This is a genomic window from Brevundimonas sp. Leaf363, from assembly GCF_001424025.1.
Classification (GTDB): Bacteria; Pseudomonadota; Alphaproteobacteria; order Caulobacterales; family Caulobacteraceae; genus Brevundimonas.
The window spans coordinates 328907-347512 of record NZ_LMPZ01000002.1 but is presented as its reverse complement, the minus strand read 5'-3'; the positions used below and the strand labels follow the sequence as shown (position 1 = coordinate 347512).

General features: G+C 67.6%; 15 protein-coding genes. 6 read left to right on the top strand and 9 right to left on the bottom strand.

The window, feature by feature from the left end; all coding sequences use genetic code 11:
• Positions 1 to 297: 297 nt before the first annotated feature.
• Positions 298 to 2634 carry a TonB-dependent receptor gene (locus ASG17_RS04720; RefSeq protein WP_056099871.1) on the top strand — a complete coding sequence of 779 codons (2337 nt, stop codon included), beginning with the start codon at positions 298 to 300 and terminating at the stop codon, positions 2632 to 2634.
• A gap of 166 nt (positions 2635 to 2800) precedes the next feature.
• Positions 2801 to 3067, top strand: coding sequence for a hypothetical protein (locus ASG17_RS04715; RefSeq protein ID WP_056099868.1), 267 nt, complete (start codon positions 2801 to 2803; stop codon positions 3065 to 3067).
• A gap of 53 nt (positions 3068 to 3120) precedes the next feature.
• Here ASG17_RS04715 and ASG17_RS04710 read toward each other — a convergent pair whose 3' ends face one another.
• Together ASG17_RS04710 and ASG17_RS04705 are read right to left on the bottom strand one after the other, a co-directional pair.
• Positions 3121 to 3870 carry a hypothetical protein gene (locus ASG17_RS04710; RefSeq protein ID WP_056099864.1) on the bottom strand — a complete coding sequence of 250 codons (750 nt, stop codon included), beginning with the start codon at positions 3868 to 3870 and terminating at the stop codon, positions 3121 to 3123.
• Positions 3867 to 5039, bottom strand: a complete 1173-nt coding sequence (locus ASG17_RS04705) for a glycosyltransferase family 4 protein (protein WP_156367726.1) — start codon at positions 5037 to 5039, stop codon at positions 3867 to 3869. The genes ASG17_RS04710 and ASG17_RS04705 overlap by 4 nt, the downstream gene beginning before the upstream one ends.
• A gap of 169 nt (positions 5040 to 5208) precedes the next feature.
• Between ASG17_RS04705 and ASG17_RS04700 the strand changes: the two genes are divergently transcribed.
• On the top strand, positions 5209 to 7227 hold the full coding sequence (locus ASG17_RS04700) for an ATP-binding protein (RefSeq protein ID WP_056099859.1): 2019 nt from the start codon (positions 5209 to 5211) through the stop codon (positions 7225 to 7227).
• Here ASG17_RS04700 and ASG17_RS04695 read toward each other — a convergent pair.
• On the bottom strand, positions 7205 to 7615 hold the full coding sequence (locus ASG17_RS04695; RefSeq protein ID WP_056099857.1) for a response regulator transcription factor: 411 nt from the start codon (positions 7613 to 7615) through the stop codon (positions 7205 to 7207). The genes ASG17_RS04700 and ASG17_RS04695 overlap by 23 nt on opposite strands.
• A 101-nt stretch (positions 7616 to 7716) precedes the next feature.
• On the opposite strand from ASG17_RS04695, the gene ASG17_RS04690 reads away from it, so the two are divergent.
• The gene (locus tag ASG17_RS04690) at positions 7717 to 8067 is read left to right on the top strand and encodes a DUF2200 domain-containing protein (protein ID WP_056099854.1); all 351 of its coding nucleotides are present in this window, start codon (positions 7717 to 7719) and stop codon (positions 8065 to 8067) included.
• Here the strand turns inward: ASG17_RS04690 and ASG17_RS04685 are convergent.
• The 5 genes from ASG17_RS04685 to ASG17_RS04665 form a co-directional block, all read right to left on the bottom strand.
• A complete protein-coding gene (locus ASG17_RS04685; protein WP_056099850.1) occupies positions 8064 to 9989 on the bottom strand; it encodes a hypothetical protein in 1926 nt (641 codons plus the stop codon). The genes ASG17_RS04690 and ASG17_RS04685 overlap by 4 nt on opposite strands.
• Before the next feature lie 66 nt (positions 9990 to 10055).
• Complete coding sequence (locus ASG17_RS04680) at positions 10056 to 12200, bottom strand: response regulator (RefSeq protein ID WP_082496114.1); 2145 nt, start codon at positions 12198 to 12200, stop codon at positions 10056 to 10058.
• A gap of 33 nt (positions 12201 to 12233) precedes the next feature.
• On the bottom strand, positions 12234 to 13385 hold the full coding sequence (gene lldD, locus ASG17_RS04675; RefSeq protein WP_056099847.1) for an FMN-dependent L-lactate dehydrogenase LldD: 1152 nt from the start codon (positions 13383 to 13385) through the stop codon (positions 12234 to 12236).
• Positions 13386 to 13394: 9 nt separating this feature from the next.
• Positions 13395 to 14810 (bottom strand): DUF1501 domain-containing protein, encoded by a 1416-nt coding sequence (locus tag ASG17_RS04670; protein ID WP_056099844.1) that lies wholly within the window; start codon positions 14808 to 14810, stop codon positions 13395 to 13397.
• Positions 14807 to 16399: a DUF1800 family protein gene (locus tag ASG17_RS04665; RefSeq protein WP_056099841.1), complete on the bottom strand. Its 1593-nt coding sequence runs from the start codon at positions 16397 to 16399 to the stop codon at positions 14807 to 14809. Before ASG17_RS04665 ends, ASG17_RS04670 begins: the two co-directional genes overlap by 4 nt.
• Positions 16400 to 16569: 170 nt before the next feature.
• Here ASG17_RS04665 and ASG17_RS04660 point away from each other — a divergent pair, with 170 nt between their 5' ends.
• Both ASG17_RS04660 and ASG17_RS15560 read left to right on the top strand, forming a co-directional pair.
• The gene (locus ASG17_RS04660) at positions 16570 to 17658 is read left to right on the top strand and encodes a PepSY domain-containing protein (RefSeq protein ID WP_056099839.1); all 1089 of its coding nucleotides are present in this window, start codon (positions 16570 to 16572) and stop codon (positions 17656 to 17658) included.
• Positions 17655 to 17828, top strand: coding sequence for a DUF4175 domain-containing protein (locus tag ASG17_RS15560; protein ID WP_162238772.1), 174 nt, complete (start codon positions 17655 to 17657; stop codon positions 17826 to 17828). Before ASG17_RS04660 ends, ASG17_RS15560 begins: the two co-directional genes overlap by 4 nt.
• 3 nt (positions 17829 to 17831) lie before the next feature.
• Here the strand turns inward: ASG17_RS15560 and ASG17_RS04655 are convergent, their stop codons facing one another.
• Positions 17832 to 18605 carry a sulfite exporter TauE/SafE family protein gene (locus ASG17_RS04655; RefSeq protein WP_056099836.1) on the bottom strand — a complete coding sequence of 258 codons (774 nt, stop codon included), beginning with the start codon at positions 18603 to 18605 and terminating at the stop codon, positions 17832 to 17834.
• Position 18606: the final 1 nt, after the last annotated feature.

The following is an 18606-nucleotide window of genomic DNA, read 5'->3' as shown; positions in this document are numbered from 1 at the left end:
GGCCCGGGCGCCACAGCTTGGCCGCTGTCGGTAACCGTTCGGACATCTTCGAGACCGCTACGTGACACGCTGTCGCGCGTGACGTCTGCGAGCGGTCCATGCGCAGCCCTTGACGGTTTTCCGTTCACGATCAGTACAGTGACCCCTGCTGCCACACGACCGAACCGCGACAATCCCTCAGGCCACCTCCCATTCGTCACGCGACTGCCGCCCGCCTGACGCACACGCATCGCGAAAGTGAGACCTTAGCGACACCGGCCGAGCTTAGAGCCAGCCCCGCTTTCACCGGGGATATCCATGAACACCAAACATCTGCGCGCCGGCCTCCTGCTCGGCAGCGCCCTGACCGCCCTCACCGCCACCGGCGCCTTCGCGCAGGACATGGCCGACGCGTCCGCTTCCGGCGAAGCCAGCCTGGGCGACATCATCGTCACCGCGACCAAGCGCGAAACGAACCTGCAAGACACCCCGATCTCGATCTCGGTCGTCGGCGCCGAGGACCTGGAGAACCGCCACGTCCAGTCGCTGATGGACCTGGCCGACGGTTCGGTCCCGGGCCTGCGCATCGCCACCTTCGAAGCCCGCCAGTCGGCCCTGACCATCGGCATCCGGGGCATCGTCCCGAACGACGCCAACCAGCCCGCGCGTGAACAGGGCGTCGGCGTCTATGTCGACGGCGTCTACCTGGCCCGCCAGCACGGCCTGGCCTCGGCCCTGCTGGACATCGAGCGCGTCGAAGTCCTGAAGGGTCCGCAAGGCACCCTGTTCGGTCGCAACACCGAAGGCGGCGCCCTGTCGCTGGTGACCCGCAAGCCCACGGGCCAGTTCGGCCTGCGCGCCGTCGCCGGCGTCGGCAACCTGGACAGCTATACCTCGGAACTGCACCTGAACCTGCCGGCCCTGGGCGACTTCGCCTTCAAGGTCGACGGCGTGATCCAGGTGCAAGGCGCCGTCACCGACAACATCCTGCCGGGTGAAGAAGGCTTCGGCCAGTACGACCGTCGCGGCCTGCGCTTCCAGACCCGCTGGACCCCGTCGGACAACTTCACGGCCGACTTCGCCGCCGACGTCGGCAAGGACAAGAACACCCCGTTCTATTCGCAGCTGCTGAACTTCAACCCGAACGGCCTGCCGGTCGTGCCTTGGACGTCCGCTTCGGTCCCGTCGGGTAGCATTCGCGACCTGGCCCCGATCGTCGTGGTCGAAGGCGAAGAGCGCATGACCCGCGCCGACATCGGCGTGCCGCAGCAATGGTCGGTCGACGACACGCGCGGCATGGACCTGCACCTGAACTATGACCTGAACGACGCGCTGACGATCCGTTCGATCACGGCCTATCGCGATCTGGACGTCGAGCAGTACGACAATATCGCCGGCGCCCACCGTCCGCCCGTCACCGGCCCGAACGGCAACTTCAGCCGCTACTCGCTGGCCGGCTTCTGGCAGCACCAGTTCAGCCAGGAGTTCCAGGCGATCGGTTCGCTGGATCGCCTCGATTACGTGGCGGGCCTGTACTACTTCAAGGAAACCGTGTCGGACGACGCGGCGACCCCGTCGACCAACACCTGGAACGCCGACGGCACGGGCTACACCATCCGTGATCCGCTGCCGACCATTCGCGGCAACCGCTTCCTGGACCGCAAGTCGACCGCGCACGCCGAGTCCAAGGCCATCTATGGCCAGGCGACTTGGACCCCTGCGGTCCTGAACGACGCCCTGCACCTGACGGTCGGCGGTCGCTACACGTGGGACGACAAGGACGGCACGCTGGAGCTGGTCAGCAACGCCCTCCCGGTCGTGAACGGCGTGGCGGGCGAGTTGCACTTCGACTCGTCGGTCAACCGCTTCGATCCGCTGGTCACACTGGCCTATGACGTCAGCGACGACGTCAACGTCTACGCCAAATACTCGACCGGCTACCGCGCCGGCGGGGCTTCCTCGCGCTCGCTGACCTATCGCTCGTTCGATCCGGAAGAAGTGGAAGCCTACGAAATCGGCCTGAAGGGCGATTTCCTGGACAACCGCCTGCGCCTGAACGCGGCCGTCTACGCCATGGACCGCACCGACAGCCAGATCGACTTCAGCCTGGTGACCGTGATCGGCGCCTCGACCCGAAACACGCTGGAAACGGTGAACGCGCCGGGCACGACCAAAATCCGCGGCGTCGAGCTGGAAGGCGCGTTCCAGGTGACCGAGAACCTGCGTCTGTCGGCCTCCTACGCCTACACCGACGCTCAGATCCCGGACACGGTGAACCCCTTCAACGGCGTCAGCCAGAAGGTCTTCATCGCCTACACCCCGCCGAACGCCGGCTCGGTGGCCGCTGATTGGGAATCGCCTTTCATGGGCGCCACCTTCCGCGCCCATGTCGACGCCAACTACTCTGACGCGACCCAGAGCTTCGACCAGTTCGAGATCAAGAACGACCAGTCGTTCATCGTGAATGGCCGCCTGGCGATCGGCGACATCCCGACCCAGGCCGGCGCCGAGCTGGAAGTCGCTCTGTGGGCCCGCAACCTGCTGGACGAGACCGTGGTCTACCGCCGCGACCCGTCCAACCGCGCCACCCTGGGTGACTACGGCAACTTCAACATGCCGCGCACCTTCGGCATCCTGGCCACGGTCCGCTACTAGGACATCCTATCCCCGCCGCGGCGCCCTTTACGGGCGTTGCGACGACCCTTTCAACGGCGCGCCGGCGGCAACGCAGGCGCGCCGTTTTCCTTGCGCTGAAGCTAAGCCGGAACCGCTTTGCGGCGGCGGGGTTCTGTGGGGCAAGTCAACCCTGGGAGAGAGCTTCATGACTGAGACCCGCGTAGAACGCACCGAAACCGCCAACCCGGTCATCATCGAGCGCAAGAGCGGATCGGGCGCCGGGACCATCATCGCCGTCATCATCGGCCTGGCCCTGGTCGCCATCATCGCCTTCTTCCTGCTGAACATGAACCGCCAGGAAGAAGTGCGCACCGACGCCGTCTCCGACGCCGCCGCCAGCGTCGCCGGCGCTGCCGATCAGGTCGGCGACGCCGCTGGTCGTGCTGCGGATCGGGTCAACCCGGCTCAATAAGGCCCGTTTTCGACGGCTTCAGGCCCGGTCGGCGTGCGCCGGCCGGGCCTTTTTCATGCGTGAAGATCGGAGATGACGGCCCTGCGGACGGCGTCCATAACCACGCGGTAGTCGCGCGTGTATTCCAGCGACCGCGAATAAGCGCCCGCCTTCACCCGCTCAGCCCCGTGCTGCTCATAGCCGGGCGCCTCGCCCGGCTTCACGGCGTCGTAGATGGGATAGGCGGCCTCCCGCTCCGTCTGCAACGTGCCGCTCGAGCGGACGTGACTGATCTCATCCTTCAGCGGCATGTAGCGCTGGAACGCCGCTTCCTTTCGGGCGACGGCGGCGTCGTCCAGGACACGGATCAGGGCGGGTTCGTTCGGCGGCGTCCCGACGGCCGGACTGACGAGGTGGTCGATCGCCAGGCCCCGCCGTCGCACCTTCTCCACTGCGATCGTGGTCAGATGGAAGGCGGCGTCGTGCATCGGATTATAGCCGTCGCGCGCATCCGAGATCACCAGACGGCTGCCCTCGGTCTCCATCGCCGCCACCAGCATGTCCGCCGCTGCGGCGAACGGCCTGTGGTCTCCATCCATCAGGCTGGCGTACCAGTCCCGATCCGAACGCTGCCCGAACAGTTCGCCGACCGTGCCGCCCGCGCGCTGGACGCAGTCACGGGAGTAGTCGACGCGCGAGGGATTATGACGGCCTGATCCGTCGGTCAGGACACAGACCGTCGGCGCCTCCACCTCCATCCAGCCGTGCAGATATAGCTCGTGGCCGGGGTGGCCGACGACCAGCAGAGGTCGCGCCGCGCTCACGATTTCGGTCCTGGTTTCGCCATGGCCGCCTTCAGGTCCTGCATTGCACGCTTCAGGGACCGGCGCGTCGCGCGGGCCTCCTCGCTCGTCGTCGTCCGCAGTCGCGCCTCGACCTCGCGAAGCTCCGCATTCCGCCGGGCCGCCCACCCCATTTCCGATACGACGTCCCGCCACGTCCGCTCCGCCGGGCTGGGCAGCCAATCCTCCAGCAGAGACGCCGTGGCCATCGCGGTGCGGGCGGGGTCCGCCAGGGCGGGATCGTCAATGGCGGATTGGTAGATCGCCGCCATCTCGCGGATGTAGCCATCCAGCGAGGCGTCGCGTCGGACCGCGTCGCCGACGGCGCGCGCCTGCTCCGCGTCATAGGCGTCGATGGCCGCGCCGAACGCCTCGGCGGTCACCGGCTGGGACAACAGGGCGGCGCCCAGGTTGTTGTGACGCCAGGTCGGCCACCTGTCCGGCGTCAGCATCCCCGCCACGCCGCGTCCGTCACCGACGACCACTGCGCATCCGACCGCCGCGGCCTCGATCGCCATTCGCGCGGTCGCAAAGACCAGATCGAAGCCTTGTAGTTCGTCTTCGATCCGGTTGCTGAACCGGCCGACGGCCCGACCCAATTCCACAAGTTCGATGCCCCGCACCCGGCAGGCGTCGGCCACGGCCTTGCGCTGCTCGCGCGTCTTGGTCAGCAACAGCGCGCGTTTCGGCTTGGCAGGCAGCGATCCGCGCCTGGCGAAGCGGGTCTCGTCGACGGGATTGTAGACAACCGCCAGCCGCTCCGGATCGACGCCCGCCGCAAGGCATCGCTCCTTGCACAGCTGGTCCACGGCGACATGGCGTCGGATCTGGGGGTGCAGAATAGGCCGCTCGATATGGAACATGGCGCTGTGGCACACGTGAACGACGGGCGTGTCCGGAAACGCCGCCATAGCCATCAGCGTCGGCGTCACATGCTGGGCGTGGATGACGTCCGGGCGGAAGGGGACCGCGCTGAGCCGATCCACCACGCGATGACCCTGGACCCGCATGGACTCGGCCTGTTCGCCCAGCTCGGGAGCATAGACGACAGGCTCATGCCCGGCGCGGCGCAGTCCGTCCGCCGTATGCTGGACCACCACCTCCGTGCCGCTGAACCGGGCCAGCCGCATGTTTGTAATCAGGACGCGCACGTTCTCCCCCGGACACCCGGCGTTTAAGCGAACGCCGTCGCATCGGCAATCGCGACGACATGAAAAAGGCGAGGCCAGGCCGACTGACTACCTGGCCGGGAAAAGTGCATATTTAACCGCGTGATAAAACTAATCGGCAATTCTCAGCGCTTCGATCCGAGACCTGCCCATGACCGCTTTCGCCCGTGATTCCGAAGTGCGCACCTTCCGCGCGGCGGACACGCTGGACAGTCCGATTATCAAGCGCGCGACCGAGCTGGCCGCCAACTTGTTCCGTTGCCCCATGTCGTCCGTCAGCCTGATCGACGATGACACCCAGTGGCTGCTCGGCCGCACGGGGATAGACACATGTTCGACGGAGCGTGAGGACGCTTTCTGCAGCCTGACGATCGAACTGCCGCCCGGCGGCGTCATGGTCGTCGAGAACGCCGCGCTCGACGCGCGCTTCCGCGACAATCCCATGGTGACGGGCGAGCCGGGCGTACGCTTTTACGCCGGCGCGCTGTTGACCACGTCTGACGGGTTCAACCTGGGCGCCCTGTGCGTCATCGACACGGTGCCGCGTGTCCGACCGTTGGACACCGAGCTTGAGCAGTTGAAGACGTTGGCCGGGCTGGTCGTCGCCGAATTGGAACGCGCGCGCTCCGAGCGCCGCCGCGAACAGCAGCAAGACATGCTGAAGATGGCCGAGGCCATGAGCGGCGTCGGTCACTGGCGCATGCAGTTGCCGTCGGGACGCATCTTCTGGTCGGACGAAGTCTACGCCATCCACGGCGTCGATCGGAACGGCTATGACCCGCAGTATGGCGACGCCATCGCCTTCTATGCGCCCGCCTCGGGCGCGGAGCTGACCGCGGCCATTGAAGCCGCCCTGGCAGGTCGTGGCCCGTTCGAGCTGGAGCTGGACTTCAATCGCCGGGACGGCGAGGCGCGCCGCGTCATCTCCAAGGGCGCATGCGCCTTCGACGCCGATGGCCAGCCTGCCCTTCTCTATGGCGTGTTCCAGGACGTCACCGAACAGCGCGCGGCCTTGCGCGCCGCCGAAGAGGCTGCGGCGGTCAAGTCGGATTTCCTGGCCAACATGAGCCACGAACTGCGCACGCCCCTGACCAGCATCATCGGCTTCACCGACCTGGCTATGGCGCGCGACGATCTGGCGCCCATGACGCGGGACTACATGCGCCGGATCGACAACGCCGGTCGGTCGCTGATGTGCCTGGTCAATGACATCCTGGATTTCTCGAAGCTGGAGGCCGGACAGGTCGCCATCCGACCGGAGCCGACCGATGTCGAGCGGCTGTCGCGTGATGTGCTGGAACTGTTCGCGCCGCAGGTGGGCGCCAAAGATCTGTCCCTGGACCTCAAGGCGTCGCCGGGTCTGATGCTGAGCGTCGATCCCGACCGGATCCGCCAAATCCTGCTGAACCTGGTCTCCAATGCCGTGAAGTTCACGCAGGTCGGCCACGTGACGCTGGAGATGGCGTGGGCCGACGGTCGTCTGACCGGCTCGGTCACGGACACCGGACCCGGCATGACGGACGAACAGGCCGCGCGGCTGTTCCAGCGCTTCAGCCAGATCGACGGATCCGCCACGCGCAAGGCGGGCGGCACCGGCCTGGGCCTGGCCATCTGCAAGGGCCTCAGCGAGGCCATGGGCGGAACGGTGGGCGTGGAGAGCACGCTGGGCGTCGGCAGTCGTTTCTGGTTCGAGATCGCCGCCGAGGCGGCGGCGGTCGCTCCCTCCGCCTCCTTTGCAGGCAGGTCGGCCGAGCCTGCCGCTTTTACCCTGGACGGGCTCGACATCCTGGTGGCCGACGACCACCCGTCGAACCGGGAGCTGGCCCGGCTGTTCCTGGCCGGCTTCGGCGCGCAGGTCACCCAGGCCGTGAATGGCCGAGAGGCCGCAGACCTGGCCGCCGCGCGCCGGTTCGACCTGATTCTGATGGACGGACGTATGCCGGTGATGGACGGCGAGACGTCGCTGAGAGCCATCCGCTCAGGCGGCCTGAGCCAGGCGACGCCGGTCCTGGCCTACACGGCCGACGCCCACCCCTCGACGGTCGCCGAATGGCTGAGCAAAGGGTTTGTCGGCGTGGTCGGCAAGCCGCTGCTGGCGGAAGAACTCATCGCCGCCGTCGCCGAGGCCCTGGCGGCGCCGGACGCGCTCAGGCGGATCGGGACTGCGTGATGTCGTCCAGCCATATCAGGCTGCGGTCCTCCAGCACGACCCTGATCTTGGCCAGCAGGTCGGCCGATCGGATCGGCTTCACCAGATAGCCCTGCGCGCCCAGCGTGCGCGCACGGACCATGTCGTCAGTCGCACCGGACGCCGTCAGAAAGACAACCGGCACCTTGCCCCAGGCTGGAACGGTGCGGATCTGCTTCAGCGCATCCAGTCCCGAAAGGCCGGGCATGTGCAGGTCGATCAGCACCATGCTCGGCGGCGGAAAGGCCAAGCGGGTCAGCACCTCGGCGCCGTCCGCAACGGGCGTCACCTCATGCCCCGCGCCCGTCAGCACGACAGCCAGGAAATCGCGAATGTCGGCGTCGTCTTCGGCGACCAGGATGCGGGCCAAGGGCGATTCCCTTTCAACTGAACACCTTAAGCCTAGAGCCCCCGTCGCCTCGTGCAAGCGGAGCGGCTGACGGAGACGCGCTTCACTGCTAGCCTGGCGTGATGACCGGCCACCGCATCTTCGCCATGCCCTTTGCGAGCGTCTATCCGGCCTATGTCGCCAAGGCGGAGCGCAAAGGCCGCCAGCGGGCAGAGGTCGACCGGATCATCCTATGGCTGACCGGGTATAGCCCCGCAGCGTTCGCCGCGGTGCTGGAGTCCAAAGCGGACATCCAAACCTTTTTCGCAGACGCCCCGACGATGAACCCGGCCCGCAAGGGCATCACCGGGACGGTGTGCGGTGTGCGTGTCGAGGACGTCGCCGACCCGCTGATGCGCGAGATCCGCTACCTCGACAAGCTTATCGACGAGCTGGCCAAAGGGAAGGCGATGGAGAAGATCCTCCGGACCTAGGGACGGCCCACCAAGGTCTCCAGCCGATCCATCATGACGACGGCTGCGTGGGGCGTTGTCCGGTTCAGCCAGGTATGCGCCGTCGCCGCGGCCGCCTGCCTGCGCTGGTCGCCTCGGTTGTCCACCGCGTCACGCAGGGCTTGTGGCCAGTCCGTCACGAGCGCCGATCGGAAGCCCGGATCAGCCCGGTACGCAGGGCTGTCGGAGACCAGGGAACGCAGACCCAGCGCCGAGTAGTCCAGCAGCTTGATGTCCGACTTTGCGTGGTTGAAGGCCGTTTCGGCGAGCGGAGCCAAGCCGACGTCGAACGGTCCCTGCTGACGCAGCCACGCGACGAATTTCGGATAGGCCCGACAGTCCGGCGGGGGCTGAATGTGGGTCAACCAGGGCGCGGGCGTCGCTTCATCCGCGACGCCGATCAGGGTCACGTCGAACCGGCCTTCGCGATCGCGCCAAAGCGCATCCAGGTGCGGGCGAATGGTCGCGAAGTCTTCGGCGTGGGTGCCGGTGCCCATGTGGAGGAACCGGGTCATGTCGTCCTCGTCCGGTGACCAGACCCGTCGCCAGTCACGCCACAGTTTGGGATCGATGGCGTTCGGCACAACGACGGCTCGGTCAATGACGCCGGCATGCCGCGCCGCGAGCTGATAGGTCGAAAACCAGACTTCCTTCGACCCCGCCAGCACCTTTTCCAGCGCGTCGAGCCGATCGCCGTAGCCGCCGGCCGTGATCTGCTCCGCGCTCATGGCGGTGAAGTCGTCATCGAGGTCGACGACCAGAGGGACGCCGCGCCGCTCGGTCAGCGCCAACAGCGATCCGGCCGCCTCATGGTGCGGCAGCGCCGCACGCTGCACGATACAGACATCGCAGTCGGGCAGGACGCCGGTCCACCTGTCCAGCGAAACCGTCACCCGCTCGCCCAGCGCCGCGTCGGACAGGGGCAAAAGCAGGCGAATGTAAGCCGAGGACTGCGGCCCACCGGCCCCCAGCGCGGCGACGATATGGACACGCATGGCGCCCGTCCGCGCCGCCCTCGGCTCGGGTCGCCAGCCTCCACGCGCTTCGCCCCGCAGCCGGCGGGTCTCGGCGTACATCACATCGCTTTGCAGCCAGTGCTTCTCGTCGAATCGATCATTGGCCCGCGTCAGCTCTCGGCGCTCTTCGAAGCCGTCCTGCCGCGTCAGAGCGCTCAGACCCCGCCACACGCGATCGACGGTGTTTGTGAGGACGCCCCGAGGCGTGTCGATCGTCGGGAGATGGTGGCGAAGCGCGGGCTGCAGAAATGCATCGATCGCCGTCGCCTGCGCGGCGTCCGGCGCCCAGTCGCGACCCAGAATTTTCGAAACCGCCGGAAGGGCGCTGCGCCAGTCGCCCATCAGGGCGTCGTAGTCGACGGCGACGCGCGGGAAGGCGCGACTGTCGCGGTCCGCTTCGATCATATGCCGCAGCCACAGCAGACGCGCGTAGTCGCCGCTCATTTCCTCGCGAGCCTGCAGTGACTGGGCGACGCTGTCGGCCGAGCGCAGGGCTAGCACGACGCGCGTCTCGATGCCGAGGTCTTCCAGGATCTCGACGAACAGCGGCGCGAACCGGCAGACGCGGGGATCCTTGATCGCCAGCAACGGCGCGTCTGGCCAGGCCGCCTGAATGGCGTTTCCGATGCGCGACTTGGCGTCAGCCAGTTCCTCCGGCTTCAGCCGGGTCAAATCGAGCGGCCGAAAATCCGACCACGCCGACCGGGCCTGACGCAGCAACCGATTGTGCTCTGCAACGAGAGAGCGACTCTCCCAGAAGCCCATCGGATTGTCGCGCTGGGGCGGCAATGGGTCGGCCGGCAACACCGCCCCCGCCTGTCCCAGAAGCCAGGTCAGAGCGGACGTCCCCGAGCGATGCATGCCCAGAACGAGGATGGCGGTCCGCATGGGTGCCTCCGGGCCCTGGCGCCCGCCACACGGCGGAGACCTTCACGACCAATGGAGGAACATTGGTCAGGCCGCTACTTTAGCGCGCTCCGCCGCCGCGGCAAGCGTCAGCTCGACCGCATCGTACAGCTTGGCCTGGGTGACCGGTTTGGCCAGGTGGCCGTCCATGCCGGCGGCGACGCAGCGGGCGGCGTCTTCTGGCATGGCCTCGGCCGTGACGGCCAGGATCGGCACGTCGCACGCCGGCGACGCCATAGCCCTGATCGCGCGAGTGGCGGCCAGCCCGTCGACGATGGGCATCCGCACGTCCATCAGCACGATGTCGAAGGTGGCGGCGGCGACGGCGTCGACCGCCTCCTGCCCATCGGCCGCCTCCTGGGTCTCGCAGCCGGCGGCCTGCAGCATGATGCGCAGCAAGTCGCGGTTGGTCGGGTGATCGTCGACGATCAGGACGCGCAGCGGTTGATCATCGTCGCGCGGATCGGCGGCGGCGGACGCCGACTCCACAGGGGCTTCGGCGATGGCGGCGGGCACCTCGAGGGTGAAGGTCGAGCCATGCCCTTCGGCGCTTCTGACCGCGATGGTCCCGCCCAGCCGGTCGACGTGAGCCTTGGCCAGCGCCAGGCCGATCCCGGCGCCCTCGTGGACTCGGCTGATTGAGGGATCGACCTGTTCGAACAGGTTGAAGATGCGCGCCACGAGATCGTCGCCCATGCCGCATCCGGTGTCGGAAACAACGAAGCGCAGGCGGTCGCCGACGCGATCGACGGCGACGCAGACGCCGCCCTTGCTGGTGAACTTCGCGGCGTTGCCTGCGATGTGCTGAAGGGCCTGACGCAAACGACGGCCGTCGGTGCAGACGTAGGAGCCCACGTCCGGCGTAACCAGAAGTTCGAAGCTGAGGCCGCGTTCGGCGGCCCAGGCGCGCGCCGGCGAAACGGCCTCTTCGATCAGGACGTTCAGGTCGGTGACGGCCATCGCCACCTCGTCCCCGCCACGCGAAACCTCCAGCACGTCTTCGACCAGGCGCAGCATGGCGTCGCCGCAGACCCGGATGGCGTCGATCTGACGGCGCGTCTCGGTGTTCAACCCGGGGGCGCGGGACAGCACGTCGGAATAACCGGCGATGCCGGTCAGGGGTGTGCGCATTTCGTGGCTCATCAGGGCCAGGAAGCGCGACTTGGCGGCATCGGCCTTCTCGGCCCGCTCACGCGCCGCCAGGGCAGCCGCGGTCTGGGCCTTCAGACGCGCAGTCAGGCGGCGCCGCTCGGTGGAGACGGTCGTGATCGGCAGGGCCGTCGCGACGATCCCCAGCAGGAACAGGTGGAAGACGTTCATCTGCCGCATGATGTCCGGCACGCCCGCCAGCGCCGGATCGGGAGTCACCACCGTCAGCGGCACCGGCCCGTGACCGATGACCGTCGCGAAGCCCCCGATGGCGGCGACCAGAATGACGGCGGCGGCGGTCCAGGGCGGCGACAGGCGGAACGCCAGAAGCACGAGCGGAGGCAAGACGGCGAACAGGATCGGCGCCGTGCTCTGGCCGAACACCCACAGGCTGACCGCCAGCACCAGGCCCAGCAGCGCCGCCGCTTCCCACTTCGGCGCGACGTCGTCGGTGCGGAAGCGATGCTTGCGCGCCAACAGCAACAGGGACGGCGCGACGATCATCAACGCCAGCAGTTCCATGTCGAACAGATGGTGGACGCGGAACGACAGACCCCCCAGCGGGATCCGGTGCATGCTCAAGGCCAGTGCGGCAGCCATCACGGTGCTGACGGCGACGGCCGGAACTGCGGCGAGAAGGGCGAAGCGAAACAGGCGTCGCGGCCGCCGCATGTCCAGCGCAGCGCCGCAGAAGCGCCGCGCCAGGATGGTGGCGATGCCGGCCTGGATGACGTTCAGAATGACGTTGGCGATGCCGAACAGGCCCGGATCGCCGCGAACGATGTTGCTGCCCAGGTTGACGGCCACGCAGGCCGCCAGAACGGTGAGCGCCTGACGCCGATGCAGTTGCAGGAGGGCAGCGACCAGCACCGCATTCGCGGGCCAAAGCACTGTCGCATGGAAGGTATGTGCGCTCCACAAGCCGACCAGCTGGCAGGCCGCGAACAGCAGGACATAGGCCCAGGCGGGCGGCCCCGCCGCCCTGCCCCCATCATGCCGAAACAGTCGCCAACGAATGTCGTTGGCCCCCAACCGTCTGTCCATGCGCCAACCCTAAGGCGCACGTCTTAAAACTCTCTACTCGGCAGAGGCGGCGGTCTTGACCAAACAGTGCGGACCGATGTCGGCGATGCAGTTGGCGCCCGTCAGGGTCATCGCGACCCGCATTTCCCGGTCGATCAGGTCGAGCAGATTGGCGACACCGGCGGCGCCGTCCGTGGCGAGCGCGTAGATGGCGGGTCGGCCCAGCATGACGGCGTCGGCGCCCAGCGCCAGGGCGCGAACGACATCGAGGCCATTGCGCACGCCGCTGTCGGCCAGGATGCGCAGGCGGCCGGCCACGGCCTCCGCGATGGACGGCAGGGCGCGGGCGCTGGACAGAACGCCGTCCAGCTGGCGTCCGCCGTGGTTCGACACCACGATGCCGTCGGCGCCGAATGCGACGGCGTCCCTGGCGTCATCGGGGTCGAGGACGCCCTTGATGATCATCGGTCCGTCCCAGGCGTCGCGGATCCATTGCAGGTCTTTCCACGAGATCGAGGGGTCGAAGTTCTGGCCCAGCCATCCGATGTAGTCTGCCAGACCCGTGGACTGGCCGAGGAACCGCGAGATGTTGCCCAGGTCGTGCGGGCGGCCGTGCAGGCCCACATCCCAGGCCCAGGCCGGGTGGGTCGCCGCCTGCCAGAGACGGCGCATCGCCGCGTTCGGCCCGCTCATCCCCGAATGCGCGTCGCGGTAGCGGGCGCCCGGCACGGGCATGTCGACGGTGAACACCAGCGTCTTCACGCCGGCCGCCTTCGCCCGCTCCAGCGCGTCCTTCATGAAGCCCCGGTCGCGCAGGACGTACAGCTGGAACCACATCGGGCGATCGATCGCGGGCGCCACTTCCTCGATCGGGCAGACAGAGACCGTCGACAGGGTCATGGGGACGCCGCGAGACGCCGCGGCCTTGGCCAGCTGCACCTCGCCGCGCCGGGCGTACATGCCTGTCAGGCCGACCGGCGCCATCACCACCGGCATGGCCAGGGTCTCGTCGAAGAGCTTCGTCTCGAGCGAAAGTCCGGTCGCATCCTTCAACACCCGCTGACGCAGGGAGACGCCGCGGAAGTCGGAGACATTGCGGCGCAGCGTCTCCTCGGCATAGGCGCCGCCGTCGAGGTAGTGGAACAGGAAGGGCGGCAGCTTGCGCCGCGCCGCTTCGCGATAGTCTTCAGGCGAGGAGATGATCACGACCCAGCCTTAGACGAAGGCGGGGCCGCGGTCGAAGTTGCTGATGTTGGGGAAGACGGTCGCCATCTCGCTTTCGGGCACGCCGAACCAGCGCGCCAGGCTGGAGGCGTACTGGTCGATGGCGGTGGAGGGCAGCAGGCGTCCCTGCCCCACCTGGTCGTCTGTGGCGACCGAGATGTGCGGCGCCGTGCCGTAGAAGCGGCCGCCCTTGACCGCGCCGCCGACCACGAAGTGGTGGCTGCCCCAGCCGTGGTCGGAACCGTCGGCGTTGTTGACCAGGGTGCGGCCGAAGTCCGAGGCGGTGAAGGTCGTCACCTGTTGCGCCACGCCCAGCTCGACGGTGGCGACGTAGAAGGCTGCGATGGCCTCGTCGACCTTGGCCATCAGCTCGGTGTGCTTGTTGGTCAGGTCGTTGTGGTGGTCGAAGCCGTCCAGCGAGACGAAGAAGACCTGACGGCGCGAGCCCAGTTCGTTGCGGGCGCCGATCAGACGGGCGACGATCTTCAGCTGGTCGGCCAACGAGTTCTCGCCCGGCGTGGTGTCGAAAGAGGTGGTCAGATCGACCTTCGACAAGGCCGCGTTGACCGTGCCTTCCATGGCGATGGACCGGCGAGCCAGGACAGTCAGCTCATTCTCGAACACATGGTCGCGCGGCTGGGTGATCAGCTGGTTCAGCGCCTCGCTGATGGCGGGGGAGCCGTAGGCCGGCTCCTTGATCGCCTTGACCTTGATCGCGCCGGAGGGGCTGATCTGGTACTGAAGGGCGTTGCGGCCCGAGACGAAGACGGCGTTGCCCGCCGCCGAGATGCAGGTCAGCAGGCTGTTGTCGTTGCCCGACAGCGCCAGATCGCCCAGACGCCCGCCCCAGCCGACGCTGGATCCCTCGGACCCCAAGGCCTGCCACACCGACTGCTGGTCGTTGTGCGAGAACAGCTTGGGCGGCAGGGGATAGAGGGCGCGGTTGGAGCTTTCGTACTGTGCCAGGGTCAGGGGCGTGACCAGCGAGCCGACGTTCAGCTGGGCCGCCGCCTTGCCCGAGTCGAACAGCACCTTCATGCGCGGCAGATAGGGCGCCAGGGCGAACGACATGTCGTCGGTCAGGGTCTGGGGCTGAACCGGATGCAGCGCCGTCGCCGCCAGATGCTGGCGGCCCATGGCGACCGAGCCACGGATGTTGGCGTAGCGGCGGTGGTTGACCGGATCGTACGGGATCAGGGTGTTGCCGTGGTCGTTGCCGCCGTAGAGGAAGACGCAGACCAGGGCGCGGTAGTCGCCGTTGCTCATGGCCGCCGCTTCGCCGGCGCTGGCCAGGTTCATGGCCAGGGGCGCGGCCGCCCCCATCATGCCCAAGGCCCCGGCGCGGCCCAGCAAGGCGCGGCGGGTCAGGCGGCTGTGGCCGCGGTTGAGGTCGCCGAAACCGCTCATTTCTGCACCAGGTATTCGGGGCTGGCGAGGACCAGCAGGCAGGCCGAAGCGAGCACGTCGCGCTTGGCGGGGACGGAGCTGTCGGCGGTGACGCCCTTGCTGGCCAACGCCGTCCGGATCAGCTCCAGCGTCGGTTCAGACAGCTGATTGGCGGCCAGCTTCAGGTTCAGAAAATCGATCAGCGCGGGCACGTCGTGGGCCAGGGGCGTCATCTCCGCATAGGTCGGCTTGACGTCGTTCACGCCCCAGCGGACCGCGTCACGCATGAAGTTGATGTAGCCGGCGATGCTGGTCTCGTTCTGCAGCTGAAACTCCGGCGCCAGCCGCGCCGCTTCGGATATTCCCGTATGCGGCGGGACATAGCCGGGCCGGTAGAAGTTGAAGACCGAGGGCGAGCGCAGCGGGCTCTGGCCGAGGCCCTCGTCGCTGCGAGACAGGTCGTAGACTTCATAGGCGCCGCTTTCGGAGGCGACCCCCGCCGTGCGGGCCCAGCTGACCATGCGCGCGACCGGCTCGCGCAGGCGGCCGGCTAGAGGGTCTGTCGCGTCGACGGGCTTAAGGGCTTCCGGATCGGTCAGGACCGCGCGCCAGACAGCCTTCAGGTCACCGCGCTTGCCTTGGCCGTTGTCGTCGAAGGCGGCGGCGATGCGGGCGACGTAGGCGGGGCTAGGGTTCGACGTCACCAGCCGCTGGATCATCTGCTTGCCGAAGAACGGCCCGACGTTCGGGTGGGCGGCGATGTGGTCCAGCGCGATCTTCAGCGCATCCGGTCCCGGCGTCCCGGCCGGAATGGTGCGGCCCAGGAAGTTGACCTCAAGGTTCGAATGCTTGCCGGGATCCAGCTTCATCGGATCGGAGCAGAAGCGGGTGCCCAGGACCGGATAGTCCTGCCAGCTTACGTTGGTCTTGGATGTGTGGCTGAGGTCGTGGTCGTAGCCGGTGAAGACGCGGCACAGGTTGGAGATGTCGGCCTGGACATAGGTCTCGATCGGCTGGCCGGCGGCGTTCAGCTTCTCCGTGCCGTCGGGGTTCAGCTCATAGAGGCCGATGGAGAAGAGCTGCAGGATCTCGCGCGCGTAGTTCTCGTCAGGCTGGCGACCCGTGGCGGGGTCTTCCTTCAGATTGCCCTGGGTGTTGAGATACTTCCCCATGGCGGGGTTCAGCGTGATCTCCTCCAGCAGTGTGCGGAAATCGCCGAAGGCGTTGCGCGTCAGCACATGCCAGTAGCCCGCCATCATGTAGGGCGGCCAGAAGCCGTCGATGGGGTTCAGCGAGACGACGAAGAACTGGCTGAGCGCGAAGGCCGCCCTCTGGCGGAACTGGTCCGGCGCGGCGAGCAGCTGGTTCCAGATCATGTGGTCGCCGGCCATCGGCCAGAAGTAGCGGGCCTCGGCCGTGACGGCGTTGTGGCCGCGGGCGTCCAGCCATTGTGCGCCCGTCATGTAGGCGGGCTTGGCGAACTGCGCCTCCAGCCAGGCGTCGTAGCCCTCGGCGGTCAGCGCCTGAAGGTCAGCCTCATCGGCGCTGAACTGCGCACGCAGCAAGAAGCGCGCGGCCTCTGCGCGTGTCGGCTTTCCTGGTCGTTCCATGGGGTCCCCACCCTCTTTGGTCCGACAATAACGTCGCCGTGCCCGGTAGCAAGCGTGGCAGGATGACGCCCGCCAGCGGCCCCATTGGCACCCCCGTCGTGATGACCTTGGACCTTTGCGGCCCCCCGACGGTCCGATAGCGAAGTCACGTCGCTGAGGGGGGCTGAAGCATGAAAAGCGGAACGATCCGCGCCTGGGCCTGGACCCACAAATGGTCGAGCCTGATTTCGACCGCCTTCCTGCTGATGCTCTGCCTGACCGGCCTGCCGCTGGTGTTCAGTCACGAGCTGAACGAACTGCTGATGGACGAGCCCTGGGCGCCGACGCGCGCGGACGGGCATCGATTGAATCTCGATCAGGTCCTAGACGCCGCCCTGGCCCGGAGGCCAGGCGAAGTCGCCGCCTTCATGAGCTTCGACGAAGACCGGCCGGTGGTGAACGTCACCAGTATCGATCCGAACGGACCGACCGGCCGCTACAGCTTCCAGCCCATCGACCAGACCTCGGGCGAGCCGGCGCCCGCGGTCGCCGGCCATCCGGTGCTTGAGTTCCTGCTCCAGCTCCACACCGAGATGTTCCTGGGCCTTCCGGGCATGCTGTTCCTCGGCGCGATGGGTCTGCTGCTGATCGTCGCCACCGTGTCGGGGGTGGTTCTGTACGCGCCCTTCATGCGGCGATTGCCGTTCGGGACGCTGCGGATCGAGAAGGCGGCCCGGACCCGATGGCTGGACTGGCACAACCTGCTGGGCGTGGTGACCGCGGCCTGGGTGCTGGTGGTGGGCGGCACGGGGGTGGTCAACACCTTGGCCACGCCGATCCTGGAGTTCTGGAAGAACGACGCGCTGAAGACCCTGACCACGGCCTACGACACGCCTGCGCCGACGGGTCAGCGTGCGTCGCTGGACCAGGCGGTGGAGAAGGCCAAGGCCGCCCTGCCCGGCATGACGCTGCAGTTCGTCGCCTTCCCCGGCACCGACTATTCGACGGACCACCACTATGCGGTCTTCTTCCACGGCGAGACGTCGCTGACGCGCCATCTGACGACGCCGGCCCTGATCGATGCGCGAACCGGCGAGCTGTCGGCGTTGGCCCCCACGCCCTGGTACGTCAAGGCGTTGTCGCTGTCCCAGCCCCTGCACTTCGGCGACTATGGCGGCATGGGGCTCAAGATCGTCTGGGGCGTGCTGGACCTCATCACCATCGTCATTCTGGGGTCCGGCCTCTACCTGTGGCTGGCCCGCTCGCGGAGGCGGTCATGATCCGGCGGTGGCTGAACTCGACCTTCGGCTGGCCCGTCGTCCTGGGCGTGCTGAGCCTTGTCGGCCTTGTCGGCGCGCTGTTGTGGGACGGCGCCTGGGATGAGATCGGCGCCGTCTTGCTGGGGGCGTCGATCGCCGCCGTCGTCTGGGCGCGCACGCGCCGGCCCTGAAGCCTACTTCAGGACCAGCTGCAGCCCCTGCCAGACAGCCAGGCCGGTCACCAGGAAACCGACCATCCAGGTCAACAGCTTCAGCGGCATCACCTTGGTGACCCAGCCGGCGACCGGCGCGGCGATGACGCCGCCGACGATCAGCCCCAGCACCGGCCACAGGTGATCGGCCATCTCGGTATTCTTCCAGTGGCCGGTCAGCAGCGCGGCGATGAAGGACGTCGAAACCGCGATCGCGACGAACATCTCGGCCGTGTTTGTGGTGCCGATGGCCTTGCGGACATCCGCGCCGGAACTCAGCAGGGTCGAGGTCACGATCGGACCCCAGCCGCCGCCGCCGATGGCGTCGAAGAAGCCGCCGATCAGGCCCAGAGGCGCCGGGCCATGTACCGGCAGCGCGCGCGGACGGGCGCTCTTCCACGCGCGGTAGAGGATGATCAGGCCCATCAGGAACAGCCAGCCGATAACCCAGGGTCGGATCAGCTTTCCGTCCACCGAGGTGATCAGATAGGTGCCCGCCACCCCGCCGATGACGCCGCCGATCGACAGCAGCGTCAGCAGCTTCCAATCGACGTTCTTGTGCGCCACGTGCGACGCGGCCGAGGCGGCGCCCGTGAAGACCTTGGCCGCATGGACGCTGGCGGAAGCAGCGGCGGGCGACACGCCCATCGACAGCAGGGCTGTCGTCGAGACCACGCCGTAGGCCATGCCCAGGGCTCCGTCGACGATCTGAGCGCCGAAGCCGACCAGCAGGAAGATCCAGAATTCCGTGCTCATC